Below are 24510 nucleotides of genomic sequence, written 5' to 3' on the forward strand. Positions count from 1 at the left end.
GGGGGCAGGCCTGAACCGGTCCCGCGTCGCCGACCGAACCGCTTACCGCCCGCGCTTGCCCGGCCTGCGCGGGCGGTTCGCGGTCAGACGGGCGAACCCCAGGCCGTGGTGAGCCCCTCCAGCCACGCGGGCGGCAGTTCGGCGGCGTCCCACTCCTCCCGCAGCTCCGATGGCGCCGTGACGAGCCGTTCCAGTACGGCGAGGCTGGTGGGGGAGTGGATGAGGGAGTAGCGGCCGTGGATCGCGATCGTGCTGCCGGGCCCGTACTCCGCGTACAGCCGCTCCAGGCGTGCCCGGTTGGCTGAGACGAACTGCGCCAGCCGCCCCGCGTACCCGGCCCTCTGCCGGGAACTCATGGTGCCCAGGACGGCGGTGAGCACCTGCTCGGACACCTCGGGATCCAGGTCGGAAACGGTGGTGAACGAGAGGTACAGAGGCATGACCGCCACCTTCGCCCGCTCCACCTGCATCCTCCTGACGGAAGGGCGGGCCTCCGGCGCGGGGGCCGACGGATCCGCGGCCACGGCGTCCTGCAGCGCTCGTTCGGCGAGGTCCCCGAGCCGGTCCGTGACGGCCTGCGTCCCGTCGAGCCAGCCGGACTCGTAGAGTTCGCCCTTCACCCCGGGCGCGCTCCGCCCCACCGTGCTGACCTCCTTGTGCGCGAGGGCGAGGGCGCCGGCCTCGACCAGCCCGATCAACTCTTCCGCGTCACCGGAGAAGACCCCCGCCCGGGCGAGGAGTTGCAGCAGCGTCCTCTTCGCGTTGATGACGCTGACCTCGTCCAGCTGCTGCCGTCCGTCTTCGGCGGCGTCCATGGGGTCCTCCTCGTCGCATGGGCTGTACGGTGCGCGTACGCGGAACGCGCCCTTCGAGGGTTCAACGCCCGGTCGCCGGACTGCACTCCCACGTCGAGCGCGGCGCGCGGAACAGGCGTCCATGTGGCGATCGCTCCTGCTCGACCCTCGCGGGGCACAGCCTCTCACGTAGCACACGCCTCTCCTGAAACACCACCAGCGCTACATCCGTGCCCGGCGCTCTGGGCGCACCGTCCGTCACGGCCCCGCCTTCCGGGCGCCGTCGCCGCCCGGACGCTTCCCCGGCTCCGTCCGCCAGACCGTCCAGCGCCGGAGCCCGCCCGGTCACGGACGCAGCGATGAGTTTCCGCGGCCCGGAGAGTCTTACCACCGTTGTCGACCACACAGGAGGAACACATGTCTCAGCTTCTGAGAGTCCAAAACTTCAGCGTCTCGAGTGACGGCATCGGCGCCGGTGAGGACCAGAGCCTTGAGCGCCCATTCGGCCACGTTGATCCCGGAGGGCTTTTCGCCTGGGCCGGCGCCACGGCGAGCTGGCCCATGCGTACCGACCTCGGGGGGAGCCGAGGCCTCGACGACTACTTCACACGGGATTTCGCGCGCAACATCGGGGCCGAGATCATGGGCCGCAACAAGTTCGGGCCCCAGCGCGGGCCCTGGCACGACCATGACTGGCGCGGCTGGTGGGGAGACGAGCCCCCGTTCCGCACGCCGGTGTTCGTCATGACTCACCACCAGCGTCCTTCGTTCACGCTCTCCGACACCACGTTCCACTTCGTCGACGGCGACCCCGCCTCGGTCCTCGATCAGGCGCGCGAGGCGGCGCGGGGCATGGACGTCCGGCTCGGCGGAGGGGTCACCACCATCCGGCAGTTCCTCGACGCCGATCTCGTCGACACCATGCACGTGGCGGTCTCGCCGGTACGGCTCGGTTCCGGGGTACGACTCTGGGAGTCACCCGACGAGCTGCGCGACCGGTTCCACCTCGAGGTCGTGCCCAGCCCGAGCGGCGTGACACACCACCTGTTCTGGCGGAAGTGACACGCACTCGCCCGCGACTGTCGCTCGCACAGCCATATGGGCACCGGGCCTGCTCGGGCCTCGGGCCTCGGAGGCCGGCTCGGCCGTGGTGACCCGGTGGTGGCTCAGAGCCTCCACGACGACCGCGGCGGACGGTGGCTGATGGCCGGGAGCAAGCCCCCAGCGGCCCTTGTCAGTGGCGGTGTCTACTGTGTTCATCAGGTTTCAGGCAGAGCGGGCGGTGGTGGCCGTATGGGTGGGGATCAGGGACCGGGGACGGTCGTCGAGGTGGCGTACGCGCTGGCGTGGGATCTGGAGGCCCGCGCGCTGTGGCGGCCCCTGACCGCCGAGGCGGCGCGGGAGCGGGATGTCGCGGGGCTGCCGTACGTCGTGATGTACCGGATCCCGGGGCGGGAGTTTCCGCTGGAGGTCCGGCTCGTTTCCTGGCGGGACCATTACGTCGGCCTGTGGGCCTACGACGACCAGGGCCGCCGCACCGACGAGCTGGACCTGCGGCTGCTGGACGATCGGAGTCGGCTGCTCAGGCGACGTACCCGCATGTGGCAGTACACCGGGCCGGAGATGGCGGAGTTCGACGACGAGTGCCCCCGCTCCGCGCTGGAGCTGTTCCCGGACGGCAGGGGATCGATCACGCAGGAGCCCCAAGGCGAGCGCGGGCGAAAACTCGTCACGGTGCCCGGCCCTGATATACGGCGTTGGGAGGTCCGCCCCGGGTTCGAAGACTGGCCGGTGGCCGCCGCCCGCCGGCGGGGGCTGCCGGGGCCGGTGGTGCTCCAGGCGGCGGCGCTCGACTCAGGCGTGCCGGAGACGTCCGGCGACGTGTCCGAGGCGCCCGCCACCTGCTGGCGACCACCCCGCCCCGCGCAGCCCGGGCCACTCGACGCGCTGTTCCGGCCCGGGACGCGTGTGACCGACGGGTACCACCCCGAGATGACCGTCGTGGAGCCGCGCCAGACCGGGACTCTGCACGTGCCGAGCGGACTGCTTGCCGTCTCCGGGCCGGGCAACCTCTCCGGCCAAGGGCCCGCCATCACGGTCCCTGTCCCGCCGGGGGAGTACGTACTGGAAGAAGCACAGGTCCGCTTCGGCTACCACTGTGAGTGGAGCCAGGGCTGGGTGACCCGTACGGACACCACGGCGGTCCGGTTGCGCATCAGCGAGACCCCCGCCTTGACGTGGGAAATGTCCCTTGGGCCGGATGACGACCCCAGGCTGCTCGGGGAGAACGAGATCTTCGGCTTCGACACCGACGGTGCGACCGGATGCTTCGCCGATGCCGGGGCTTGGGATTCGCTCCACCGGCTCTTCGAGCGGCACCTTGTCCGGGGGGAGTCGGGTGTCGGGCAGGACATACCCGATTCCATGTACTTCCTGCGTACTCGGGACGAGGCATCCGGCGGCGAGCTGGTCGCCTTCGCGACGACCGGCGACGGCACCTACCCCGTGTGGGTGGGGCGCTCCGCGGACGGGGATGTGGCCGGGGTGGTGGTGCTGGTGGAGGGGATGCCTACGGTGCTCCATGACGGAATTGCCGACGGGGAGGAGACGGCGCCGGCTTCGTGACCGCCAGTGGTCTTCCAGGGGCGTGTCGGCTCCAGGTGCCTCCGGCCCCGAACCGGCGAGGCTCAGGTATCGCGACCAACCTGACGGCTACGTCCCGCTACTGCTCTCATGCGACCACGCTGTTCCCCAAACGTGAAAACTCGGTAGCGACGCCGGGCCGTCACAGGCGAGCATGCGACGCATGAGTGACCAACACGCACGATGGAGCCTGGCAACCGTCTATCCCGATATGTGGGCCGATCCGGACGATGACCCGCGCAACAACAATGACGGGCCCAGTCCGGAGGGTGAGCGTGCGACGCTGCAGGACTGTCTTAGGGACTACCGTCTGACCTTGCGGATGAAGTGTGCGGGCCTGGACGCGGAGCAACTGGCCCGTCGGTCGGTTCCGCCGTCGACGATGTCGCTGCTCGGCCTGGTTCGGCACCTGGCCGAGGTGGAACGGGACTGGCGCAACTGGATCACCGACGGTGACCCGCTGCCGAAGCTTTACGGCGAGAAGGACGCGGACTTCCACGGGGCTGTCGCCGAGCAGCCCGTGGTCGACGTCGCGTTCTCCGATCTGGAGCGCGAGCAGGCCGCGACCGACGCCGCGCTGGCCGAGTACCCGGATCTGGGCGAGCGCGTGGGGAAGGACAAGATCGCGGTTCGGGAGCTGATGGTGCACAGGATCGACGAGTACGCCCGTCACTGCGGGCACGCCGACCTGTTGCGCGAGTGCATCGACGGAAGGGTGGGCCAGTAACGCGGGCCCCGGGATGTGCTCTCGCCCACCTTTGGTACTCGCAGCCTTCGGGAGGGCAGGAAGCGGGCGTCAGCGTGAAGTGACGGTCAAGCGTATATGTACCCCTACCCGCCAAAGTACGGGTTGGCTTTGACAGCTCCATGGCCATGCCCATCGCGGGGGTCAAGACGACGGCACATGTGCGGAAGCCGATTTCCTTCCACGGTCATGGCTTGCACGAATGCGCCATAGCTGGACGCGGCCGGTGGATCCTTCCGATCAGCCCGGATAAGACTGGCCTTTCCCCGTGCCAGGGGGCCGACCGAGAAATGGAGGAGCGACATGCGCACGAGGAAGGACCGTCGATCGATGCGCCTCGCCGTGGCCATGGCGAGCAGTACCGTCCTGCTCGCCGGCACGACGTTCGGTGCCCACACGGCAACCGCACTCGACCAGCCCGGTTTTGACGCGCAAGTCCGTAAGGCCGGGCTCAGCAGTGCCCAGGCGGAAGTGTTACAGGCACGGGTGGACGCCGAGCTGGATCGCTTCGGCGGCACCCAGACGGCAGCAAACGAGATCCGCCTGCCGGATGGCAGTGAGCTGCTCCTGCCACTGCCGGGCGAGGCTCACGCACGCGACCTCGACGCTCCTGCGCGGGTGCGGGACCAGCGGGCTCCTTCCTCCTGCGGCTCGTACACCTTCTGCGCGTACTCCGGCACCAACTTCACCGGAACGGTCAAGCGGCAGCGACTGTGCAGCGAGCCCATCTCGATCGTCTGGAACGGTCCGGGTTCCTGGAGCAACAATCAGTCCAGTGGTACCAGGGCGCGCATGTACAACGGCTCCGGCCGACTGATCTACACGACGCCGGGCGCCTACTCGGAAGACCGCAACGGCGACTGGACACCGGTTGCCAGGGTCGACGCCTGCTGAACCTCGGGGCCGGACCTGCCAGGGGCGCGGCCCGGCCGGCAGTTCCGGCCCTTCGGCCGGCCGAGAGTGCCGTGCCGAGGGCCTGAAGATCACGCCACCCGCATGGACGGAACGGCGAAGCGCACCGCAGTTGACAGCCTCCCGCGCGACACCGACGCGGCCGGCCTTCACCGACGTACGCGCTCGCCAGCTCCCGTACCGTGGTGGCGGCGCCAGAGTGGAGGAAAGGGCGAAAGCTGGGCCGTCGTCAAGCCGCAACTTAGAGTGCAACCATGGGCTTTCGGCGCGCTCGGCGGAAGAGATGTACCGCTACGCCTTCCGGCTGGACGACCGGGACCGCTCCCTGGGTGACGGCTTCGGTTGGACCATCCTTCTTCTTGCTGACAGCGGCGAGGTGACCAGGGAATTCCTGCTGCGCTACGGGGTGGAACTCAGCGTGAAGACGGCGCACCGGGTGCGCTTCGCCTTCTTCTCCGGCATCTCCGGGCAGGAGACACGCGGTTTCATGAACCAGCTCACCGTCGGCAGGTACTCGGCGCGAGCATTTCTCGACCTGCTGCACGCGGGCCTGGAGCGGTCGTCCTGGCGGCACCGGCCACTCGACTGGGAGGGAGTCGGCTGGCGGGAGCTGCGCGGCGGACGTGTTCGTTCCCTTCACCGACGCGCGGCAGATCCACACGCACCTCCGGGACGCGTACGGGCTGCTGTCCTCGGCGATCTCGGGCGCCCAGGCCGGTGCGCGAAACCAACTCACTCCGTGTACATGCAGCAGGCGCTACCATGCGACGCATGAGTGTCTTATCGCGCCATACGATGCTCCAGCGGCCCCTGTTGTCCGTGGGTCTGTCCCTCGCTCTCATGGCGGGGATCGCGTCCTGTACAGGCGGCGACACCGATGCGCCAGATACGAACTCCTCTAAGGCACCTGCCGATCGGCGCATACTCGGCGAGCGGCTTGCCGGGGAATCACTGCGGCTGGGTGACAGAGACCCGCGCCGGTCCGTAGCTCTGGCGTTGGAGGCCGCTGGACTGGCGCAGGGTCCCAAGGTCACCGTCGCCCTGAACAGACTGCGTAGTCCGCACCCCTTCACACGTCTCGCGCTCGGACCCGCCGAGGTGAGCGCCCTGGACTACAGCGACGACGGGCGCTTCCTCATCGGCGGTGATACCGAGGGGCGGGTGCGGGTCTGGGACACCTACACCGGCGGTGAGAGGCTTTCGGCACGGGCCGGGGGCGCGGTCACCGAGGTCGCGTTGAGCTATGGCGGCAAGTATGCGGCGGCCCGCAGCAGCCAGGGTGGAGTTCAGGTCTGGGATCTGCGGCGGGGGCGGATCGTGCGGACCTTTGCCGACGCCCCGGGACGAGCTGTCGGGCTCATCTTCATCAATGACGTGAAGGCTCTGGCGTTCGGCGGACCCGACGGCACAGTCCAGGTCTGGGGTGTGGAGCCGTGGAGTCGCCGGTCGACTGTGCGTCCGGCCGGAGGCAGTGCAGCCATCACCTCGTTCTTCGGCCAGGAGTCTTCGGTGTTCGCCACTGTCTCCCCCCGAGGCATCATCGATGTCTGGGACCCCGCTGACGGACGACGCCTCGCCACCACCCGCGTCCCCGGACACCGGGCACACACCACCGGTCCATATCACCTGAGGTCCGGACCGGATGATCCCTCTGTGGTCTCCACCGGGCACGACACGTGGGCGATGTGGTTGCGGTCACTGATTCACGAAGGGGGAATGGGCCAGGAGCCCAGGCTTGTGGCGCGAAGTACCTCCCCTGCCTCGATCGTGTACGGCACGATCGTCGCTCCCGACCCGGCACGCACAAGGGCAGAGCTGTGGAGCGTCACCGGGATCCATCAGGCGGGCGACACGAAAATCAATCATCTGTACTCGGCGTCGGTCGGCTCTCCAGGCCATCGAGTTACCGCGCTGGTTGTCCCGCGCCAGCCGAACAGCACCCTGTCAGGTGTCGGTGCACCACCCGCACCGCTGCCGGCAGCCCTCGCGCTGTCCGACGGATCCGTCACCCTGTGGGACCTGTCGAATAGCCCGCCGCTGTCCCCAGGGACGAAAGCAGCCAAGGACGCGCTCCTCCAGCTGTGCTCGGCAACGCCGTTGATCCTCACCCGAGAGGAGTGGAAGCAACTCATCCCAGAGTTGCCCTACGCACCCGCCTGTATCGAGGTGATGAAAAAGCGCGAGGGAGAGCTCAATGAGTCACCCTGAAAACGAGCCAGAGGCCGGTCCTGTGGAGCGCACCCTCCCGCAGCGGATCCTCCGCCGCCTCGGGAACTGGTGGGCCCGAACCCGCCCCTGGAGGACGCGGCTCCGCCAGGACGGGCCCAGCAGCAAACGCGTACAAGCCTGGGTGGCCGTCGCCGGCCTGCTGTCCGGACTGGTCTTCGGCGTGTGGAGCCTCCTGCAGGCGAACAGCGACGCGGGCGACAAGGACGAGTTCAGCGTGCTACGACTGTCGGCAGAGCACTCGCGCTCGATCGAGCTACAGAAACGCGACGAGACTTCGGGCAGGCGCCACACCTCGAAGGAACAAGCCACGGTCCTGCACCTGTACTTGAGCAACAACACGGACGACCTCAAGGTCTTCCAGAAGATCAAGGTCGTGACCAAGCTCTACATCGAGGTCACCGAGTGCATCCGGGGCACCGGTGGGCCGGTCCGGATCACCGACGGATACGACGTTTCCCTCCCCGGCCCGGGCGAGCACACCGTTGAACCCATCCTCTACCAACTGCCTTCCCGAGCGGCGGAGGGTATGGAGATCACGCTCGGGTCGCGCATGGAGGCGGAAGGCGTCTACGAACTCGAAGTGTTTCTGCACAATGGATCCGAATACCAAAGCGTGGGCACGGTAATTGTGTCATCGCCCCCGGACGTGAAGGACGTCTATCCGCTCGACCTGGATCTCCTGCCGATCGGTGACCGCCCGGATCCCGGCTGCGTACGAGAGCTGGATCAGAAACTCAAGGACCTGTTCAGCCGAGACGTCCCCGTGGCCAAAAGTGTGCGAACGCTGCAGCAAGGCGTGCACTCGACTGCTGAGCAGCTGGAAGGCGATGGCCAGGTGCTCCCCTGACCACCACGACTGCCACGCCGCATGTGCAACACACTGCAGCCCTGAATGCGCCTGTTGTACGGGGGCAATCCGTGACGGGATCGGCAGCGGAGGACGCTGGTGAGACGGCATCCGCGCGCAGGCGCCTCGTGCACCGGAGGAATCCCGCTGGGCAACGGCCTCCCCTGCCGCCCGATCCATCGGGCAGACTCTGGCTATGGACGTGAGTAGTGAAAACCAGCCTCAGTACTCTCCCGGCCCCGGACAGGACGCCGACAGCCGAGCCTGCGTGCAGTACGCGGCTGGTGATGCGTGGGTCGTTGTCGTCCGCGGAGAAGTGGACATGACCACGATCGCTCCGCTCGCCGACGCCCTGAACCGGGCGGCCGCCTCTCACCCGACCGTGGTCCTGGACGCCTCCAGCGTGACCTTCGCCGACTCGACGTTCCTCAACCTGCTCCTGCGCGTCCATGAGGCGACGTGTTTGCGGATCGCGGCCCCTACGCACCAGCTCATGCGGCTGTTCCAGCTCACGGCGGTGGACACCGTTCTCGACGTCCGGGCCACCTTGGAGGCGGCGACGCGTCCTTGACCGGGCCTCCAGCAGCCTCGTGTGAAAGATGGCAGGCACGTGGAAGGGCGAGGTCGGTTTGCCCATCACGCACGGTCGGGTTCCTCCGGGGACGGTCCCTGGGTCGCGCTGTTGCGCCGACGACGGTCCGGCGAGGGGCCGATGTGTCCGGGGCGAGGAGCGGGCGTCACGAGTTTGCCGGTTGAGGGCATGTCGTGCCGGATGCGGGGCAGCAGACTCTTGACCCGCTCGGTGGGCCATCCCCCAGCCCCACGCCGAGCGCTTTGCGGCCCCGCCGCCCCCTCTCCCCCCGGGGGGTGGCGGGGCCGCCCCAACGCGCGTAGTCCGACGCGAGATCAGAGGTAGACCACCCTCACCGTCCGGAAGCCCAGCGAGCGCAGCAGGCCCTCGAGCATGGAGGTCGTGTTCTTCTCCGCCCGCGTGATCAGGCCGCTCTCCTTGGCTGCCTCGGCGATCCGCTGGGAGGCGAGGCGGTTCACGGCGCGTTCGTCGGCCGGGTTGTCGGAGAACAGGTCGCCGAGGCGGTCCAGAAGCCCACGCTGTTTCGACACGGCGTACGAACGCTCGGGGTCCAGAGCCGGAGCGCCGAGCCTGGCGTGGGGCAGGCGCAGTGTGACGGCGGTACGCTCCTCGTTCACGGTGACGCTCTGAGGGCCGGCTCGGCCCAGGTCGACATAGGCACCTACGGTCCCGGCGCCGACGTACAGCGTTCGGGTGCCCCGAAGGGCGTCCGGCAGGTACTTCGCATCCTTCTCCAGGTCGACGACGATCTGGAAGGTGCCTACCGCACCCTCGTAACGGCTCATGTCCTGGATCGACTTCAGCAGGGCGGGCCCCGAGCGGTCCTTCGTCTCTTGACCGAAGAGATCGTCGAGGCCCGATATCAAGCTGAACCGACCGGCCAGAACGAACAGGAGCAGGAGCGAGAGCAGTACCGCCGTGACAGCGATCAACCACCCCGGCGGACGGCGGGGGATGGGGGAGCGCCGGGGAGTTTCGTCAAGGGTCTCCACATGCCACTGATGCCCGGGCTGCACGTGAACACTCCCGCTGGGTCCAGCCAGGCCCCGCAGCCCGCAGGGCGATCCCGGCCTGCCCATGCCGCCTCATACGGAGCACACACCACCGTCGCCTTCAGGTCTGACCGGCGGGAACGGGGGTATCCGGCGGATCGGAAAGTCACCCGCGATGTTCGAAGGAGTCACCATGCACACCGCAGCCGAGGCCACGGATGTCGTCGAGCTCATCCTGCGGGATCACCGGAGGATGGAGGAGCTGTTCCGGGCGCTGCGCAATGTCCAGGCCGACCGGGCGGGCGCACTACAGGAATTCGCAGCTCTCCTCGTGGCCCATGCCACGGCGGAAGAGAGCGAGGTCTACCCCGCGATGAGGCGTGACAGGAACGTGGACAACGAGGACGTCGAGCACAGCGTGCACGAACACACCGAGGGCCACGAGGCTCTCCTCGCCCTGCTCGAAGTGCGGGACACCACCTCAAAGGAGTGGGACGAGAAGCTCGAAGAGCTGGTCACAGCGGTCAACCACCACACCGACGAGGAAGAACGGACACTGCTCAACGACGCACGGGAGAGCATCACCCTCGAGCGCCGCGCCGAGCTCGGCATGGCGTTCGAGGCTGCCCGGGCCAAGCAACTGGCCGCCGACTGCGGCAACCCGGAACATCTGCGCCGACTGGTGGACGCGCGGTGACCGGCCCTTCCACTGCACCGTGCCGCCTGGCGTGGCCGTGACTCCGGCCCTGGACGGCGGAGGTATGTTCCCGGCAGTCGGGGGCATCTGAACGGTACCCCGTTGCATACCGCTCCCGTGCGTGGAGTCGGTGAGACAGGAGGTGCCTCCCGTGACAGGTGCAAAGGTTCTTGAGCGGTTCCCAGCCGGGGGGCCGCGCGGAAGCTGGCCCGCCGAGGAATTCGCGGCACGCCGCCGCGAGGAAGGCGAGCCCGTTCAGGTCGTCATGGACCTGCGGATGGATGCCTTCCTGGTGGTGGTCGTGGATACGGACAGCACGGAAAGCGCAGCCTGAGTACGCCCGTTGTCGACCTGCTGAGAGCTGGCTGAGAGCTGCTGGTCCCCTCGGGCAGGTCCGGTCAGCCGGCTCCGGGCCGCTCGGTGTAGCGATGCCACCAGTGACGCCGCCTGGGATGGACGGCACGGCCCAACTTGCGGCCCAGGAGCAGATAGCCCAGGAACGCTCCAGCACTGTTGAGGATCACATCGTCGACGTCGAAGGCTCGTCCCGTCACGAGCGCGCCCTGCACCAATTCGACAAGTATCATCACCGCCGCCGTGACTCTGTCACACGCAACAGTCCCCGGGAACGCGGTGCCAGTACCGGCAGCAGCAGCCCAAACGGAACGCCCAGAAGGACGTTGCCACCAAGCTGCTTGACCGTGTCACGGAACGCGGGTTGCGCCAGGTAGGCACGGATGGAGTCTCCCGGGCGTAGATTGCTGTGCGTCAACGGCTCAGAGGCCGTCGAGGGTTCCAACGTCAGCCGGGCCAGCAGCACCGCGAAAGCCACCATTCCCGCGAAGGCCACAAGCATGGCGACTACGCGGCCACGGCGCGAAAGAGAGAGTGTCCCGTTACCTCCAGAGACCGGCACACTGCGGACCCTCCTCATACAGGTTCCGTCCGCCCGAACAGGCCGGCGTGCCCCGGCGGCAACTGCGTAAGAATGCGGCGCAGTAGGGCATCGTCAGCCGCTTCCGCGATGGTGGCCAGTACGGCGGTGACGGCCCGGCGGGCGTACAGCGATCCGCCCTGATCACACTCGTCCACCACTGCGACGAAGCCATCCGGTGTCAGCGGTTCACTGGCCGGCGGCACACCGATGAGTAGCGGAGCGCACTCCGGCGGCAGCAGACGAGCGAGGTCGGTCCGGTCGTTGCCGACGAGATGTGCTCCCAGCACCTCAAGCACTCGCTGCAGAGCCCCACCTGCCTCCTGCCGGACGGCGTAACCTCCGTGTTCCTGGACCCGATCAAGCACCGCGTCCAAAGACCTGTCCATGAGCCGCTCCCTGGGTATGAGCTTGTCGAGGGCCGCGCCGGTCTTTGTCTGCGTACGCAGCCGGTGAACGACCTGCTACCCGGGATAGCTGTCCGAAACCGAATGATTACTCAAAGGGGGTGTACGGGGCCAATCCGCTCCCGCCGAACCGGAGATCAGGCGTTCCACCATGCGTCGGTGCCACAGCCGATTTCGTAGTGCCACCACGCTTCCTCTTGTCCCCGGACAAGAAGTGCCTTGATCCCGGCGAAGTCCGCTCCTGTGATCAACGGCTGCCCTTCTGGTGCCGCCACATCGGCGGCCGCCGCGCGGCCTTCACGCTCGCGCAGTGGCCGGCGGCGAAGGGTGGGGATCTTCCGGAACCGCTCTGATCAGGACCGATCGGGTCCGAGGCGGGCGCAGCCGGGTGTCGTCATCCGCAGCGAGCAACAGGCCGCCAAGCGCACACATGCCGCCCGCGGCACCCGACGTCATGCCGGTCAGCCCCATGCCAGGCCCATACGCCGGTTCTCGCGGTGCCCCGCCGACTGTTCAGTCGTGGCCGGACAGTCGACAACGGCGGTGACGGTCTTGCCGCCATGCGGGTGCGGCCTCACCGTCAGCGAACGCGACAACTGCTTCACCAGCGGCAGGCCAAAGCCGCCATTGCCGTGTTTGTAGTCGGCCCGACGCATCCGCGGGAGGGCCGTACTGCTGTCCGTCACGGCCACCTCGATACTGTCCCCGCAGGGGGTGAGACGCAGTGTGGACGACCCACCCGCGTGACGTACGGCGTTGGTCACCAGTTCGGAGACGATGATGTTCACCGCATCAGCGGTCTCGTCTGTGACGCGCGGCGCTACGGTGCGCAGGAACTCACGGGCGGTCTGCCGTGCCCTTGGCACACACTCCGAGGTCCCATCCAGAGAGGTCACCAGGGAAGCGGCAGTGGTGGTGGTGATCGTGTCCAGGTGGCTCATCGTCTCACCTTTCCTCGCCCTACGTGGTACAGCCGGAGGGAGCTTTTCCGACGTTGAGTGACCCGTATCAACTTTGCCGCGCCCTGATTTGTTGCACCCATTCTGTCGTCATCAATGGCCGATCAACGGCCCTGGCAAGCGCCCGACGCACACGAACGCGAACCCGAACAATGCCGCACACCGTACGCAGACAACCGTGGCCATCACGCCTGCGCGTCAATACCGGTCACCGCCGCAGGCCCTGTGGGCGCCTCATTTTCGGTGTAACCGGCCTCCCGCAAAGCGGCAGTTGCCGTCCGCCTGGCGACCTCCTCCGCGCTGCGGCTGTTATCGGCCTCCACCTCCAGACGAACGCTGAACGTGCCGTTGTCATTGACCGTGAGGACGTCCAAGTCCTCCGCCCGCCCCAGCGACGTCTGCCGTGGATCGGCGGGGCGCAGGTGTCGCACGAGAACAGACCGCGCGTCATCGGTCAGCTCACGCAGGAACGTGCCCGGAATCGTGATGACATAGGTAGTCACGTACTCTCCTCACCTCAACAAGGGGCTGACAGACCTGCGACACGCATTGCACATATATGGCCTGCCCCGTCCACGAGCCAGTGAACAGGCTCACCAGTCACCGCACTCCATGCCACCCGTTCGGGGCAGTGCCACCACCGAACAAACCCCCAGAACGGCGGCCATGCTCGCGCCGCTGCCCAGGCAGAAGTCCGCCGGGGCCGGATGTCTCCCTCGCCGCCCAGGGCAGTGTCTTCACCGAGCTCCTGGCGCACTGGGACCTTGAAGAACCGTTGGTGGCCGCCCACGACTTCGGCGGTGCCGTCTCCTTGCGGGTGCATCTGCTGCACGGAGCTCGCTACCGCTCGCTCGCTCTGGTCGACCCGGTCGCGTTGGCCCCGTGGAGTCCCCCGTTCTTCCGGCTCGTCGGCGAGCATTCCGAAGAGTTCGAACAACTACCGCCCGCGCTGCATACGCTTTGGTGCCGGAGTACGGGAGCTCGGCCAGCAGCCCCCGCCTGCACCCGCAGTCCTCGACCGGCTCATCCTCTGCCCGGCCGACGCGCGCGGGCCGCTTTCCAAGGGCGCCGTACCCGAAGCCGCGGACGGCCACCGGCGGTAAAGTGCCTCCCGGCCTGCTCCCTGGCCCGCCGACGGCATTTCTGCAGCGGGGTGCGAGCCGACCGTGATCACGGCCTGATGGGGCATCGGCAAGAAAGGCGGTGTCGTCGGCCGGATCGGGGATAGGGGTATAAGGGAGCCGTGGCGAAAGGAAGGGGAGTGCGATGGGGGTAGCTCTGATGCGTGGTGACAGCGTGGCCCCCATTGAGGCCACCAAACCGTTCCGGCCTGTCGAGCAGAAGCCAGGGCACGGGGCTCCCGTGCCGACCGGGCCGACGGCCGGCGGGACCGCCTCCACAACCTACACCGATCTTGATGGTGCGATCGCTTCGGCGAGGGACTTCGTCGGGGCGTTTCTGCTGGCAAAGGCGGCCGACGGGGTGGCGATCGGGCCCTCCACGGTCGGGGATGCCCGGCTGGTGATCAGTGAGCTCGTCACCAACGTCGTCAGGCACGCCTCAGGTCCCTGCCAGGTCGACCTGAAACTGGCGGGCGAAGCGCTGTGTATCGCCGTGTCCGACACTCACCAAGTGGCCCCCGTCGCCCACGCACCTGACCCCCGGCGGGTCGGGCAGCACGGGCTGGAGATCGTGCTGGCTCTGTGTGAGGGCGTCGAGATCGAGCCGCTGCCGTTGGGCAAGCGTGTCCGGGCACGTCTCGCCCTGCGGTGAGGCGCCGCGCCGACGGCAGCCGACCAGGGAGACAGTGCCCTTTCGTGGGCCACCGAGTTGCGGGAGCGGTCAGCACGCAGTCCGTCAATACCGGTGCGTCAGGGCGCCGAAGAGTTTTCCGAGGAGACAGCAGGTATGGAACGCGGGCGGTTTCAGGTGCAGGGCGAAGTGCAGTCGGCGGGCATCGGAGTGGTACGAGTCAGCGGCGAGCTGGATTACGACGGGGTGGCAGCCCTCGAAGACGCGGTCAGATCCGTCAGGGCTCTGGGCAGCCACTGCCTGCTGCTTGACCTGTCCGGCCTGACGTTCATGGACTCCTCCGGAGTCAACGCCTTGCTCAAAGCCCGCCGCGACGCACACGTCACAGGCGGATGGATGCGGATCGCCGGCCCCCAGCCGCCGGTGCTCAAGGTCATCGAACTCGTCGGTCTCGACCAGGCCATCCCGCTGTACAACAGCGTCAGTGATGCCCTCGAGGCTTAGGCTCCGCGGTGGGACGCCTCCGGCACAGTGATGGCCAGGTCCTGCGAGCCCGGTCCGGACACCGGCCTGGAAGCATGACGGCCCGGCAGGCGTAGAGGGCTCTGGCGCCTTTCGGCACTCGGGGCGTCCTCGGCGGCGTGGAACCCCGTCGGCCGGGGAACGTGGGTTTCGTCAGCACCCGAACGCGTGTCCAAGGCCGTGCTGCGCAGCAGCCCGGGACCGCAAGCCACTCCGGAGAGTCAGCATGAGCGTCATCGATCCCCTCAGACCTGATGGCGTGGAGCGTACCGCGATGGCGATCCCGCCCGATCAGGAACGCAAGCAGCGACTCCGGCGCCGGCTGGAGCGCCTGATCGGAGTCGCCGCCACCGAAGGCAACGAGCTCCGTCTTCTGCGCAACGGCGACGAGATCTTCCCCGCGATGCTGGAATCCATCCGCGACGCCGAGCACACCATCGACATGATGACCTTCGTCTACTGGCGTGGAGAGATCGCCCGAGAGTTCGCCACCGCCCTCGCCGCCCGTGCGCGGGGCGGGGTGAGGGTGCGGCTGCTGCTCGACGGCTTCGGCGCCCGGCAGATAGAGAGGAACCTGCTCGACGACATGGACTCGGCAGGCGTGCAGATCGCCTGGTTCCGCAAGCCCCTGTGGCTCTCACCCTTCAAACAGAACCACCGCTGCCATCGCAAGGCCCTGATCATCGACGAGCACACCGCGTTCACCGGCGGAGTCGGGATAGCCCAGGAATGGTGCGGTGACGCCCGTAACCCGGGCGAGTGGCGCGACACCCATGTCCGGGTCCGTGGCCCAGCCGTCGACGGAATCGCTGCGGCGTTCGCACAGAACTGGGCGGAATGCCACGCCGAACTCTTCGACGACCGTGACCGGTTCACCGAGTACACCCAGCACGGCGACGCCATCGTCCAGGTGGTGCGAGGCTCCGCCGGCGTCGGCTGGCAGGACATGCAGACACTGATCCGCATCATGCTCACCTCCGCACAGCGACGCTTCCGCCTGGCCACCGCCTACTTCGCTCCCGACACGTACTTCATCGACCTCCTCTGCGCCACCGCCCGCCGCGGTGTCACCGTGGAAATACTGCTGCCCGGCAGGTACACCGACCAACGAGCGAGTCAACTGGCGGGCCAACGCCATTACGGCGACCTCCTCGCAGCAGGCGTCGACATCCGCCAGTACCAGCCCACCATGATGCACGCCAAGATCATCACCGTCGACGAGGTCGCGTCCCTGATCGGGTCCACCAACTTCAACCGCCGCTCCATGGACCACGACGAAGAACTGATGCTCGCCGTACTGGACGAGGCGTTCACCGCCACACTCGACCGCCACTTCGACGAAGACCTGATCCACAGCCGGCCCATCACGCTCTCCCGGTGGAAGCGCCGTCCTCGTTTCCGGCGTGCCCTGGAATCAGCGGTCGGCCCCATCCGGCGCTTCCTGTGAACCGGGTCCGGCAAGGGCCTGCCCGGCCCGGACGCCCCGGGTACCGGCGGCCCGGCCGGCGCCGCCTCGCGGGCATTGGCCGGGGCCCTTGGGGGTAGACGGGGAACACTCTCGGCGGACGCTGCCGCACGGCGTCGTCACTCCATCAGGAAGGAAGTCTTCCCATGTCGTCTTCGCTGGTCGAAACAGTGGACATGAAGGCCCCCGTTTCACTGATCTGGAAGTTGTGGAGCGATGTGACGAGGTGGCCGCAGTTCCTCACCCATGTCAAACGTGTCGACCGGATCGACGAGCGCCGGTTCACGTGGTGGCTGACACTGCCCGGCGCGGACAAGTACTTCACCGCTGAACTGACCGAGGTCATCCCCGAGGAACGGATCGCCTGGAAGGTGATCGCCGGCACTCAGCACGCAGGTGTGGTGACCTTCCACCGGCTGAGTGACACCACCAGCCGTCTCACCATCCAGCTCGAGTACGAGCCCGATGGGCTCGTCGAACACCTTGGCGCCCTCACCAATCTCGACAAGACCCTGGCCAACTACGACCTGGGCCAGTTCCAGCGGATGGCCGAGGACCTCGCAGCATCCTCCTAGCCTCACCTGCGGGCAGGCGGCACGGAGGCGTCGAAGAGATCGGCATGAGACGCCTGAGACCGGGTAGGCGCGGCTCACTGGCTCGCCGGGATCGACGAGGCCGTGTGACGTGGGAGGGGACAGGACGATGACGACTTCGGTGGCTATGACAGCGGTGACAGAAGCGGGTGTCGCAGAGCTGCCGGTGGTTGTGGACCCGGAGAAGCTCGCGCCGAAGGACGCCCGCGCCCTGTCGAGGATGTTCTTCGACCGGCTGACCGTTCTGGAAGAGGGCACACCGGAGTACCAGTACGCCCGGAACACCCTCATCGAGATGAACATGTCGCTCGTCCGCTACGCCGCCGGACGGTTCCGCAGCCGCGGGGACCAGATGGAAGACATCGTCCAAGTCGGCATGATCGGGCTGATCAAGGCGATCGACCGGTTCGAGCTCTCCCGGGAAGTCGAGTTCCCCACGTTCGCCGTGCCGTACATCGTCGGCGAGATCAAGCGGTTCTTCCGCGACACCTCGTGGGCTGTGCACGTGCCGCGGCGCCTGCAGGAGGCTCGCGTCGAACTCGCCAAGGCGACCGAGGAGCTCAGCACCCGCCTCGGCCGTTCCCCCACGGTCCGCGAACTCGCGGACCTGATGAGCCTTTCCGAGGATGAGGTCATCGAGGCCCGGATGGCCTCCAACGGCTACAACTCCACCTCCCTCGACGCGGCGCTCCACGGTGGTGAGGACGACGACGCCGCCTTGGCCGACTTCATCGGCGCCGAGGACCCGGGCATGGAACTCGTGGAGAACTTCCAGACGCTGGCCCCGCTGCTCAACGAGCTCGAGGACCGCGACCGCCGTATCCTCCACCTCCGCTTCGTCGAAGAGCTCACCCAGGCGCAGATCGGCGAACGCCTCGGTGTGTCACAGATGCATGTGTCACGCCTGCTCACCCGCATCCTCGCGCGGCTGCGTGCGGGAATGCTGACCACCCACTGAGGCGCGCGGACCAGGCCTGGCCGCGCAGCAGCCGGCTCGGACACGCGGCTCCGCCCCCGGCAACCGGGACGGAGCCGACTGTCCGTGCTCTCATGCGGCGCCGGACACCGCGGCTCGCCGGCCCTGTGGTGGCCCTGGGGAGGACCGATGGGAACGGTGGTGCGCGTACCGCAGACGCGGGACATGGACGGCGAGGAACTCTCCGGAGACGAAGCCTTCTCCGCACTGCGGCACTACGGTGGACGCACGCTGTTCATCGACGCGTTCACACGCTTCCGCTACGCCGACGGGTTCAGCTTCGCCCGCTCCCTGGGATACCAAGTCGTCCTCGGCGTCGTGCCGTTCACCATCGCCCTGGTGGGGATCGCCACGACCATGCACACGGAAAGCGTGGGGCAGGCCATTGAACTCGCCCTGGCCCAGGTCATTCCCGGAACCGGCACAGAGCTTGTGCGGCAGGCGCTCTCCGACACCCGGCGCAGCGCGGGCGCGGACACCGCCGGCGCCGTGGCCATGTGGCTGGGCCTCGGCTTCGCCGTGATCAACCTCGCGGCAGCGGTGGGACAGATCGAACGCGGCTGCAACCGCATCTACGGCATCGAGCGTGACCGTCCCTTCGCCGCAAAGTACGGCAGAGGCGTACTTCTCGCCCTGTGTGCCGGCCTTCCGCTCGGAGGAGGGTTCCTTGCCATGGTCGCCGGACGGGGCATCGGGCAGGCAGTGATCCAGGCGCTGCACTGGCCACCGTCTCTGCTCAGCTGGTGGCATCATGTGCACCTGCCCGTCGGGGTGCTCCTCGCGGCCGTCGCCTCGGCTGTGATCTTCCGATGGGCTCCTCGCCGTGACCAGCCGGGCTACACCTGGCTCATTTTCGGCTCGGGCATCCATCTGCTCCTGTGGGTGGCCGCGACATGGCTTCTCGCGTTCTACGTCAACAACAGCGCGTCGTTCGGAGCGGTGTACGGTCCGCTGACCGCGTTCGTCGCCCTCCTGTTGTGGGCGAACGTGACCGGCATCGCTCTCTTCCTGGGCGTCGCCTTCGCCGCTCAGCTCGAAGCCGCCCGCGCGGGCATCACCGAACCGATTCACCCGGACCCCGGTCCGGGGCCGTGACACGGGCTCGCCGGGCGGGGGAGCGGCGGTGCGCGCGTGCGCAGGACACCACGCGGCGGCTCAGGCCGCTCAGGCGGATTCGGCAGACGACGTCGTACCGCCGTCCGCTTCGCCTCCCCGCGTACCGGTGTCTTCGACGGCGAGGCGGAAGCTGCTCAAGCCGGCTGCGAGCGCCGCGCGCTCCGCTGGGGGCATGGCGGAGATGACGTCGAGCAGCGCGGCCTCGCGGCGGGCGCGCAGGTCCTTCAGATAGCTTTCCCCGCGGCTCGACAGGCGCAGCTCCAGCTCCCGCCGACTGGCCGAGCTGGGGGAACGCTCGACAAAACCCAGCGCGTCGAGACGGTCGCACATCCGGCTCACCGAGGACGGTGCGGACCCGAGCACCTCACCGAGGGTGCGCAGGTTGATCGGCTGGTCGCGCTCCAGGATGTACAGAACCCGCAGCTGCGAGGTCGAGACCGGAGCCGCCGATGTGGTGTCGCGGCCCTTGTTCCAGAGGACTTCGAGCAGTTCGATGACTTCCCGGGCGGCCTGTGCGGCAGCATCCCGGTCGGCGCTTGCAGAAGTCTCGGAATGCATGCTCTCAACTGTGACACTTCGCAAAGGCCTTGTCAGTCGCTGGGACACAGGGACTCCTCCTTGTACTGCTGGGCAAGAACCTCACAGCTGTGACGCGCTCGGGACGTTCCTCCGGGGCGATTGCACATGAGCATCCAGCCCAGCCTATGCCCACGGCCGGTCACCGCTCATTCAGCCACCGGACGGTAGACCGTCAGCGCCTCTGGCAGCTTGTCCAGCAACAAGGAGGAAGGAGCGGGGACCACCTCGCCGTCGTAGGCCATGTGCGCCACCCGTGGCAGCCCGGAGACCAACAGCCGTGAGGGACGCGCCGCCGCGTACAGACGGGTCTTGGCCAGGCCACCCGCGATCGCCGTCACCAGGAGGCGCGTCCGGGCGAAGAACCCGCCGCGCGCGACCCGTACGTCCAGCAGCCCGTCCGCCAGATCGTGACGCCGCACCGGTGCCAGCCCGACGCTGCGGTAGGCCCCATTGCCGGCGAACAGCAGCCACAGGGATTGCTGCTTGCCGTTGACCACGGCCGGCAAAGGACGTGCCGTACGCAGAACGTGTACGACGCCCGCAAGCGTGGCGGCCGGACCGCCCATACGCGGCGACCAACGCTCCCTCACCCGGACCAGCTCGGCATACACGCCCAGGCTGAAGGTGTTGAGGAAGTACGCCACCTCCTCGCCCGTCTCGCGATCCCCGCCCGCTCGGCCACGTGGCCTGATCCGGCCGACGTCGGCGCGGACCGCGTGACCGGCGGACAACGCGGCACAGGCATCCGCCACCGTCTCCACGCCCAGGTCCGCCGCGAAGTGGTTGAACGTCCCACCGGGAACCACCATCAGCGGTACGCCGGCCTTCAGCGCCGGCGCCACCGCGGCGTTCACGGTGCCGTCCCCTCCGCACACGCCCAGTACCCCACCACGCGCGGCCGCCTCACCCGCTGCCCGGTCCATCACTTCAGCGAGAGAACCCGCGCCCTCCTCGTGGAAGACGACCTTCGCGCGGGGCAGCGCGTCCTGCAACTGCCTGACGGGGTCCAGAAATTGCGGCTGAGCGCCGGATGAGGGGTTGACGACCAGGATCAGTCCCTCTCCCTCGGGCAGCGCCGGCGCATCAGCGCGCGGCCGGGCCGGGGCGGGCAACTGGGCACGTGACGGCGCCAGCCCCCGTACCGCGTAGGCCGCGCCCACTCCGAGGCCGGCGCCCACCACCACATCACTGGGATAGTGCACACCGGTGTAGACACGAGAAAACGCGACAGAAGCCGCGACCGGCAGGAGCGCGGCCCCCCAGCGGCGTGACTCCAGCGCCACACCCGCGGTGAACGCGGCCGCGGACGCGGCATGCCCGGAGGGGAACGAACTCGTGACAGGCTGGCGTGCCAGGTGCCGTATCACGGGTACCGCGTCCAGCACGGGACGCTCCCGCCGGACCGCCCCTTTCCCAAGGGTGTTGACGGTGGCCGAGGCCAGCGCGAGGGACACCGCCCCGCGCACCGCCGCACGCCTGCCGCGCACCCCGCCCACGGCCCACATGCCCGCGGCGACACCGAACCAGAGCAGCCCATGGTTGGCGCTTCTGCTCAGCCGGGGCAGCACCGGCTCCGCTCCCGGCCAGGAACGGGCGGCCACCTTCTCGAAGACCGACCGGTCCACGCGGCTGAGCGCGACGCGCACCCGACCCGTTGATACGTTGCCCATCAGGTGTCCCCCTCGTCCGGCACGCGCGCGACGCCCATACGGCACCGCCCATGAGGTCATGGCTGGATCAGGCGGCCGATGTCCTGCGGGTCCAGACCAGTGAGCTGGGCGATGCGCGGCGCGGGAATGCCGGCGGTCAAAGCCCGGTGCACCAGAGCTTCCCAGTCATGGGTGGTGTCCCGGAACTCCAGGAGTTCGCTCTCCACTTCGGTGACCGACTGGGGCGCGCACTCCTGATGTACGCGTACCGCCTCCTCCTCGCTCAAGGGAACGGGCAGGCGCTCGGCCTCCTCAGGGATGAACGCCTCCAGCTCGGCAGGCACAATCCGGAGGTGGTCGGACGAAGCGGAGACCTCGTGGGCCTGCAGCCAGGCGCGTACGGCCGGCGTCTCCGCACACTCCAGGGCGCCGACGGCGGCAAGCGCCGCGCCCAGCCGTGGCTGACGGTCGGGGAGCAGGAACAGGTAAGCGTCATCGGCCATAGCGCCAGATCATCTCTTCGGTCGGTGCTGAACGGGACACTGATGCCGGCGCCCCGGTACTGCGGCGGAACCCGCCACATGCTTCACAGAACTTGAATACCGATGAGGCATGTGTCGTCATCGGTGTCGGACTTGCTGTGCGTGAGCAGCCCATCGAGCCGCTGCTCCAGTGTGGTGGTCGGTATCCGGGCGTTGGTGAGCAACTGGGCCAGGGAGTCCTGGACCGACTGGTCCCTGCGCTCGACCAGCCCATCGGTGTACATCAGCAGAGTGTCACCGGGCTCCATCTGCAGTTCCTCCTCCTCGTACGTGGTCTCCGAAAGAGCACCGAGGAGTATGCCGCTGACCGTTCGCAGCGTGGTTGCCTTCTGGCCCCGGATGAGAACCGGAGGGAGGTGCCCTGCCCGGGCCCAGCGCAGGGTGTGCTGCTCGGGGTCGTACAGGCCACAGACCGCCGTGGCCGTCACGTGCTCGGTCAGGTAGTGAGCCACGGTGTTCAGCCAGGACAGCAGCTGACCCGGCCCCGCGCCGGTGACAGCCAGACCCCGCATGGCGTTTCGCAGCACCACCATGCTGGTCGCGGCCTCAATGCCATGTCCGGCCACGTCCCCCACGCACAGCATGATCTTCTTGGAGGGCAGTACAACGGCGTCGTACCAGTCACCGCCCACCATGGACTCGGACTCGGCCGGACGGTAGCGCACGGCGATCTGCAGACCGGGACTGTCCAGCGGGGCCTGGGCCGGCGGCATGATGGCATGCTGCAACTGCAGGGTCATACGGTTGCGTTCGGCAGCCTGCTGCTCGGTGTGCGCCAGCTGGTCGCGGGTCGCCGCCAGGGCCACTTCGGTCCAGTGCTGCGCGGAGATGTCCTGGTAGGCGCCCCGCACCGCCAGCATGCGGTGGTCGGCGTCGAGGACCGGCTCGGCGATCACGCGGATGTGCCGGGTGACTCCGTCCGGGCGCTGCAGGCGAAAGGCCGCGGACGCCGGCCGCCTGTGGTGCAGGACGGCGCGCAGGAAGCGGCCGATGGTGACGGCGTCGTCCGGGTGGGCGTGGGCGGTGAGCTCTTCCAGCGGCACGGGGCTGGTGTTGGGGGCACGGCCGTAGAGATCGAACAGCTGGTCGTTCCAGGTGATCTCACCGGTGGCGACGTTCTCCTCGAAGCCGCCGATCCTGCCGAGACGTTGGGCGTGCTGGAGGAGGTTGGCCAGACGGGCCGTCTCGTCCTCGACGCGCCAGATGAGAAGCACGCTGCTGCCATGGCGACTGACGCTGATGTCGGCGACGGAGGCAAGAGGGACCTGGTCGACCAGAGCGGTGAGAGTCATCCGCTGGGCACGGAACGGCTCACCGGTCGCGTAGACACGCTCTATCTTCTCGAAGAGTTCGCTGCCGCCAACGGCCATGGGGTAGGCCTCGAGCAGCAGTGCTCCGTTCACAGCACTGCGTGAGCGACCCGCGGGATCGACGAAGTGACTGTTCGCGTGATGAATCCGGAAGTCGGCGAGCCGGCCTTCGGGTTCGAGGAACGGAACCAGGACCAGCGCGGGGTCGTACAGCCCCTCGGCGAGTTCGACCAGCTCGCTGAGGTCCGGCCTGGTCGTCCAGGACTGCCCGCGGGGGGAGACCGCCGCGCCCGGCCGGCCCTCAAGGGTGTGAGCGCACAGCTCGGCCAGTGCCTCGATCTGGCGCACGATCTGCGGTGACTGAGGCTCCAGGGGGCCCGGCCAGCAGATCTCCAGAATCCCGTGGACGCGACCGCCGGTTCCAGCGGGAAGCGCTACACGGCCGCCGCTCGGGTTCTGTGTCCAGCCGATGGACGGCAGGCCTGCTGCGGACCAGGAGGCGACGCGTACCGCCTGCCGCTCGGCCAGCGCCTGGCGGGCCAGCGTCGACACACCGGGCGGCACGTAGCGCCAGCGGCCGGCCTCGTCGGTGGGGAACCCGGCGTGCCCCGCAAGGGTCAACGAGGCGTCCGAACCCGCCGTCCACACGGCGACGGCGTTGGCACCCAGTGGCGTCAGAGCGTGTTCCAGGAGCGACTCGGCGACCGCCTGGGTGTCTCCCGCCGCCAGGGCACCGCTTTCCGCCGTACGCAGACGCACGCCGATGGATGCGCTGTCTTCCGCAGCGCTCGCCTCACCGTTCGTCCGCTGGACGAAATGATTGGCCACGTCGGTGACGTGGTCATGTGCTGCCTGATTGACGATGTCCGCTGCCAGCTCCAGCTGTGAAACACCCGACTCGTCGGCCAGCGCTGCCAACTGCTGGGCAGCCACGGCGGGCCCGCACTGGAGCCGTTCGATCAACACGCCCTTCGCGAGTTCGATCAGAGCGCGGCCGTCAGCCGCAGCCTGCGCGGCGCGGATCTCGTTGCGCAGCCGCTCCACCGTCGCTGCCAGCCTGCCCAGGCCGGTGCCCTCTCCGGCAGCCTGGCGGGAGGGGGCGGGGGCCGGGCTTGAGCGAGCGGGCGTCAGCAGCCCGTCGTCGGCGACGGGCTCTCCAACATGCTCAGGAGTGCTCACAGTGCTGCTGACTCCTCGTTCGGCGGAGGGGAGGGGAGGGAAAGCAGGAGGGCTGCTGGGCCGACTGGCCCGCATC

General features: G+C 68.3%; 25 protein-coding genes and 2 pseudogenes. 17 read left to right on the forward strand and 10 right to left on the reverse strand.

The window, feature by feature from the left end:
- Positions 1-83: 83 nt before the first annotated feature.
- The gene (locus tag AMK26_RS20920; RefSeq protein ID WP_073756184.1) at positions 84-815 is read right to left on the reverse strand and encodes a hypothetical protein; all 732 of its coding nucleotides are present in this window, start codon (positions 813-815) and stop codon (positions 84-86) included.
- A gap of 396 nt (positions 816-1211) precedes the next feature.
- Between AMK26_RS20920 and AMK26_RS20930 the strand changes: the two genes are divergently transcribed.
- From AMK26_RS20930 to AMK26_RS20965, 8 genes are all read left to right on the forward strand, one after another.
- A complete protein-coding gene (locus AMK26_RS20930; RefSeq protein ID WP_073756185.1) occupies positions 1212-1856 on the forward strand; it encodes a dihydrofolate reductase family protein in 645 nt (214 codons plus the stop codon).
- 231 nt (positions 1857-2087) lie between these two features.
- Positions 2088-3419 carry a DUF4241 domain-containing protein gene (locus AMK26_RS20935; protein WP_073756186.1) on the forward strand — a complete coding sequence of 444 codons (1332 nt, stop codon included), beginning with the start codon at positions 2088-2090 and terminating at the stop codon, positions 3417-3419.
- A 172-nt stretch (positions 3420-3591) separates the two neighbouring features.
- Positions 3592-4164, forward strand: coding sequence for a DinB family protein (locus AMK26_RS20940; RefSeq protein WP_073756187.1), 573 nt, complete (start codon positions 3592-3594; stop codon positions 4162-4164).
- Between the two features lie 321 nt (positions 4165-4485).
- A complete protein-coding gene (locus AMK26_RS20945; RefSeq protein ID WP_079277713.1) occupies positions 4486-5076 on the forward strand; it encodes a peptidase inhibitor family I36 protein in 591 nt (196 codons plus the stop codon).
- Between the two features lie 301 nt (positions 5077-5377).
- On the forward strand, positions 5378-5869 hold the full coding sequence (locus tag AMK26_RS20950; protein ID WP_073756189.1) for a hypothetical protein: 492 nt from the start codon (positions 5378-5380) through the stop codon (positions 5867-5869).
- A complete protein-coding gene (locus AMK26_RS20955; RefSeq protein ID WP_158071138.1) occupies positions 5866-7302 on the forward strand; it encodes a WD40 repeat domain-containing protein in 1437 nt (478 codons plus the stop codon). Before AMK26_RS20950 ends, AMK26_RS20955 begins: the two co-directional genes overlap by 4 nt.
- Complete coding sequence (locus AMK26_RS20960; protein WP_143608573.1) at positions 7289-8170, forward strand: hypothetical protein; 882 nt, start codon at positions 7289-7291, stop codon at positions 8168-8170. The genes AMK26_RS20955 and AMK26_RS20960 overlap by 14 nt, the downstream gene beginning before the upstream one ends.
- 196 nt (positions 8171-8366) lie before the next feature.
- Positions 8367-8741, forward strand: coding sequence for an STAS domain-containing protein (locus tag AMK26_RS20965; protein WP_073756192.1), 375 nt, complete (start codon positions 8367-8369; stop codon positions 8739-8741).
- 335 nt (positions 8742-9076) lie between these two features.
- Here AMK26_RS20965 and AMK26_RS20970 read toward each other — a convergent pair whose 3' ends face one another.
- Complete coding sequence (locus AMK26_RS20970) at positions 9077-9754, reverse strand: DUF4230 domain-containing protein (RefSeq protein ID WP_073756193.1); 678 nt, start codon at positions 9752-9754, stop codon at positions 9077-9079.
- Positions 9755-9947: 193 nt separating this feature from the next.
- Between AMK26_RS20970 and AMK26_RS20975 the strand changes: the two genes are divergently transcribed.
- Both AMK26_RS20975 and AMK26_RS20980 read left to right on the forward strand, forming a co-directional pair.
- On the forward strand, positions 9948-10451 hold the full coding sequence (locus AMK26_RS20975; RefSeq protein ID WP_073756194.1) for a hemerythrin domain-containing protein: 504 nt from the start codon (positions 9948-9950) through the stop codon (positions 10449-10451).
- A 151-nt stretch (positions 10452-10602) separates the two neighbouring features.
- Positions 10603-10785, forward strand: coding sequence for a hypothetical protein (locus tag AMK26_RS20980; protein ID WP_198944123.1), 183 nt, complete (start codon positions 10603-10605; stop codon positions 10783-10785).
- Between the two features lie 64 nt (positions 10786-10849).
- Here the strand turns inward: AMK26_RS20980 and AMK26_RS20985 are convergent.
- From AMK26_RS20985 to AMK26_RS21005, 4 genes and pseudogenes are all read right to left on the reverse strand, one after another.
- A pseudogene (locus tag AMK26_RS20985) lies at positions 10850-11385 on the reverse strand (VanZ family protein).
- Positions 11382-11774 carry a DUF2267 domain-containing protein gene (locus AMK26_RS20990; protein WP_073756195.1) on the reverse strand — a complete coding sequence of 131 codons (393 nt, stop codon included), beginning with the start codon at positions 11772-11774 and terminating at the stop codon, positions 11382-11384. The pseudogene AMK26_RS20985 and the gene AMK26_RS20990 overlap by 4 nt, the downstream one beginning before the upstream one ends.
- Before the next feature lie 479 nt (positions 11775-12253).
- Positions 12254-12733: an ATP-binding protein gene (locus AMK26_RS21000; protein ID WP_073756197.1), complete on the reverse strand. Its 480-nt coding sequence runs from the start codon at positions 12731-12733 to the stop codon at positions 12254-12256.
- Positions 12734-12936: 203 nt separating this feature from the next.
- Positions 12937-13254, reverse strand: coding sequence for a hypothetical protein (locus AMK26_RS21005; RefSeq protein ID WP_073756198.1), 318 nt, complete (start codon positions 13252-13254; stop codon positions 12937-12939).
- Between the two features lie 197 nt (positions 13255-13451).
- On the opposite strand from AMK26_RS21005, the pseudogene AMK26_RS37925 reads away from it, so the two are divergent.
- The 7 genes and pseudogenes from AMK26_RS37925 to AMK26_RS21040 all read left to right on the forward strand — a co-directional run.
- Positions 13452-13779, forward strand: a pseudogene (locus tag AMK26_RS37925) (alpha/beta fold hydrolase); the annotation flags it as partial.
- A gap of 253 nt (positions 13780-14032) precedes the next feature.
- Positions 14033-14524 (forward strand): ATP-binding protein, encoded by a 492-nt coding sequence (locus AMK26_RS21015; RefSeq protein ID WP_079277738.1) that lies wholly within the window; start codon positions 14033-14035, stop codon positions 14522-14524.
- Positions 14525-14659: 135 nt separating this feature from the next.
- Positions 14660-15007 carry an STAS domain-containing protein gene (locus AMK26_RS21020; RefSeq protein WP_073756199.1) on the forward strand — a complete coding sequence of 116 codons (348 nt, stop codon included), beginning with the start codon at positions 14660-14662 and terminating at the stop codon, positions 15005-15007.
- Positions 15008-15251: 244 nt separating this feature from the next.
- Entirely contained in the window at positions 15252-16472 is a 1221-nt protein-coding gene (locus tag AMK26_RS21025) for a phospholipase D-like domain-containing protein (RefSeq protein ID WP_073756200.1), read from the forward strand.
- Between the two features lie 164 nt (positions 16473-16636).
- The gene (locus tag AMK26_RS21030) at positions 16637-17065 is read left to right on the forward strand and encodes an SRPBCC family protein (RefSeq protein WP_073756201.1); all 429 of its coding nucleotides are present in this window, start codon (positions 16637-16639) and stop codon (positions 17063-17065) included.
- Between the two features lie 145 nt (positions 17066-17210).
- Positions 17211-18041, forward strand: coding sequence for an RNA polymerase sigma factor SigF (locus AMK26_RS21035; RefSeq protein WP_073756202.1), 831 nt, complete (start codon positions 17211-17213; stop codon positions 18039-18041).
- Positions 18042-18188: 147 nt separating this feature from the next.
- Positions 18189-19154 (forward strand): YihY/virulence factor BrkB family protein, encoded by a 966-nt coding sequence (locus tag AMK26_RS21040; RefSeq protein WP_073756203.1) that lies wholly within the window; start codon positions 18189-18191, stop codon positions 19152-19154.
- A 69-nt stretch (positions 19155-19223) separates the two neighbouring features.
- Here the strand turns inward: AMK26_RS21040 and AMK26_RS21045 are convergent, their stop codons facing one another.
- From AMK26_RS21045 to AMK26_RS21060, 4 genes are all read right to left on the reverse strand, one after another.
- Positions 19224-19733, reverse strand: coding sequence for a MarR family winged helix-turn-helix transcriptional regulator (locus AMK26_RS21045; protein WP_073756204.1), 510 nt, complete (start codon positions 19731-19733; stop codon positions 19224-19226).
- 167 nt (positions 19734-19900) lie between these two features.
- A complete protein-coding gene (locus tag AMK26_RS21050) occupies positions 19901-21424 on the reverse strand; it encodes a bifunctional phosphatase PAP2/diacylglycerol kinase family protein (protein ID WP_073756205.1) in 1524 nt (507 codons plus the stop codon).
- A 56-nt stretch (positions 21425-21480) separates the two neighbouring features.
- Positions 21481-21906, reverse strand: a complete 426-nt coding sequence (locus AMK26_RS21055) for a DUF6003 family protein (RefSeq protein WP_073756206.1) — start codon at positions 21904-21906, stop codon at positions 21481-21483.
- An 83-nt stretch (positions 21907-21989) separates the two neighbouring features.
- Positions 21990-24509, reverse strand: a complete 2520-nt coding sequence (locus AMK26_RS21060; protein ID WP_079277715.1) for a GAF domain-containing SpoIIE family protein phosphatase — start codon at positions 24507-24509, stop codon at positions 21990-21992.
- Position 24510 lies beyond the last annotated feature (1 nt).

It is taken from the genome of Streptomyces sp. CB03234, from assembly GCF_001905885.1.
Classification (GTDB): domain Bacteria; phylum Actinomycetota; class Actinomycetes; order Streptomycetales; family Streptomycetaceae; genus Streptomyces.

Bases quoted from the DNA above. Each gene is read 5' to 3' on its own strand.
- AMK26_RS20955 (WP_158071138.1), top strand. From the start codon at position 5,866: ATGAGTGTCTTATCGCGCCATACGATGCTCCAGCGGCCCCTGTTGTCC.
- AMK26_RS21055 (WP_073756206.1), bottom strand. From the start codon at position 21,906: ATGGCCGATGACGCTTACCTGTTCCTGCTCCCCGACCGTCAGCCACGG.
- AMK26_RS20950 (WP_073756189.1), top strand. From the start codon at position 5,378: ATGTACCGCTACGCCTTCCGGCTGGACGACCGGGACCGCTCCCTGGGT.
- AMK26_RS20960 (WP_143608573.1), top strand. From the start codon at position 7,289: ATGAGTCACCCTGAAAACGAGCCAGAGGCCGGTCCTGTGGAGCGCACC.
- AMK26_RS21025 (WP_073756200.1), top strand. From the start codon at position 15,252: ATGAGCGTCATCGATCCCCTCAGACCTGATGGCGTGGAGCGTACCGCG.
- AMK26_RS21050 (WP_073756205.1), bottom strand. From the start codon at position 21,424: ATGGGCAACGTATCAACGGGTCGGGTGCGCGTCGCGCTCAGCCGCGTG.
- AMK26_RS21015 (WP_079277738.1), top strand. From the start codon at position 14,033: ATGCGTGGTGACAGCGTGGCCCCCATTGAGGCCACCAAACCGTTCCGG.
- AMK26_RS20930 (WP_073756185.1), top strand. From the start codon at position 1,212: ATGTCTCAGCTTCTGAGAGTCCAAAACTTCAGCGTCTCGAGTGACGGC.
- AMK26_RS21045 (WP_073756204.1), bottom strand. From the start codon at position 19,733: ATGCATTCCGAGACTTCTGCAAGCGCCGACCGGGATGCTGCCGCACAG.
- AMK26_RS21030 (WP_073756201.1), top strand. From the start codon at position 16,637: ATGTCGTCTTCGCTGGTCGAAACAGTGGACATGAAGGCCCCCGTTTCA.
- AMK26_RS21000 (WP_073756197.1), bottom strand. From the start codon at position 12,733: ATGAGCCACCTGGACACGATCACCACCACCACTGCCGCTTCCCTGGTG.
- AMK26_RS20965 (WP_073756192.1), top strand. From the start codon at position 8,367: ATGGACGTGAGTAGTGAAAACCAGCCTCAGTACTCTCCCGGCCCCGGA.
- AMK26_RS20945 (WP_079277713.1), top strand. From the start codon at position 4,486: ATGCGCACGAGGAAGGACCGTCGATCGATGCGCCTCGCCGTGGCCATG.
- AMK26_RS20940 (WP_073756187.1), top strand. From the start codon at position 3,592: ATGCGACGCATGAGTGACCAACACGCACGATGGAGCCTGGCAACCGTC.
- AMK26_RS20990 (WP_073756195.1), bottom strand. From the start codon at position 11,774: ATGGACAGGTCTTTGGACGCGGTGCTTGATCGGGTCCAGGAACACGGA.
- AMK26_RS20975 (WP_073756194.1), top strand. From the start codon at position 9,948: ATGCACACCGCAGCCGAGGCCACGGATGTCGTCGAGCTCATCCTGCGG.
- AMK26_RS21060 (WP_079277715.1), bottom strand. From the start codon at position 24,509: ATGCGGGCCAGTCGGCCCAGCAGCCCTCCTGCTTTCCCTCCCCTCCCC.
- AMK26_RS20935 (WP_073756186.1), top strand. From the start codon at position 2,088: ATGGGTGGGGATCAGGGACCGGGGACGGTCGTCGAGGTGGCGTACGCG.
- AMK26_RS21035 (WP_073756202.1), top strand. From the start codon at position 17,211: ATGACAGCGGTGACAGAAGCGGGTGTCGCAGAGCTGCCGGTGGTTGTG.
- AMK26_RS21040 (WP_073756203.1), top strand. From the start codon at position 18,189: ATGGGAACGGTGGTGCGCGTACCGCAGACGCGGGACATGGACGGCGAG.
- AMK26_RS20920 (WP_073756184.1), bottom strand. From the start codon at position 815: ATGGACGCCGCCGAAGACGGACGGCAGCAGCTGGACGAGGTCAGCGTC.
- AMK26_RS21020 (WP_073756199.1), top strand. From the start codon at position 14,660: ATGGAACGCGGGCGGTTTCAGGTGCAGGGCGAAGTGCAGTCGGCGGGC.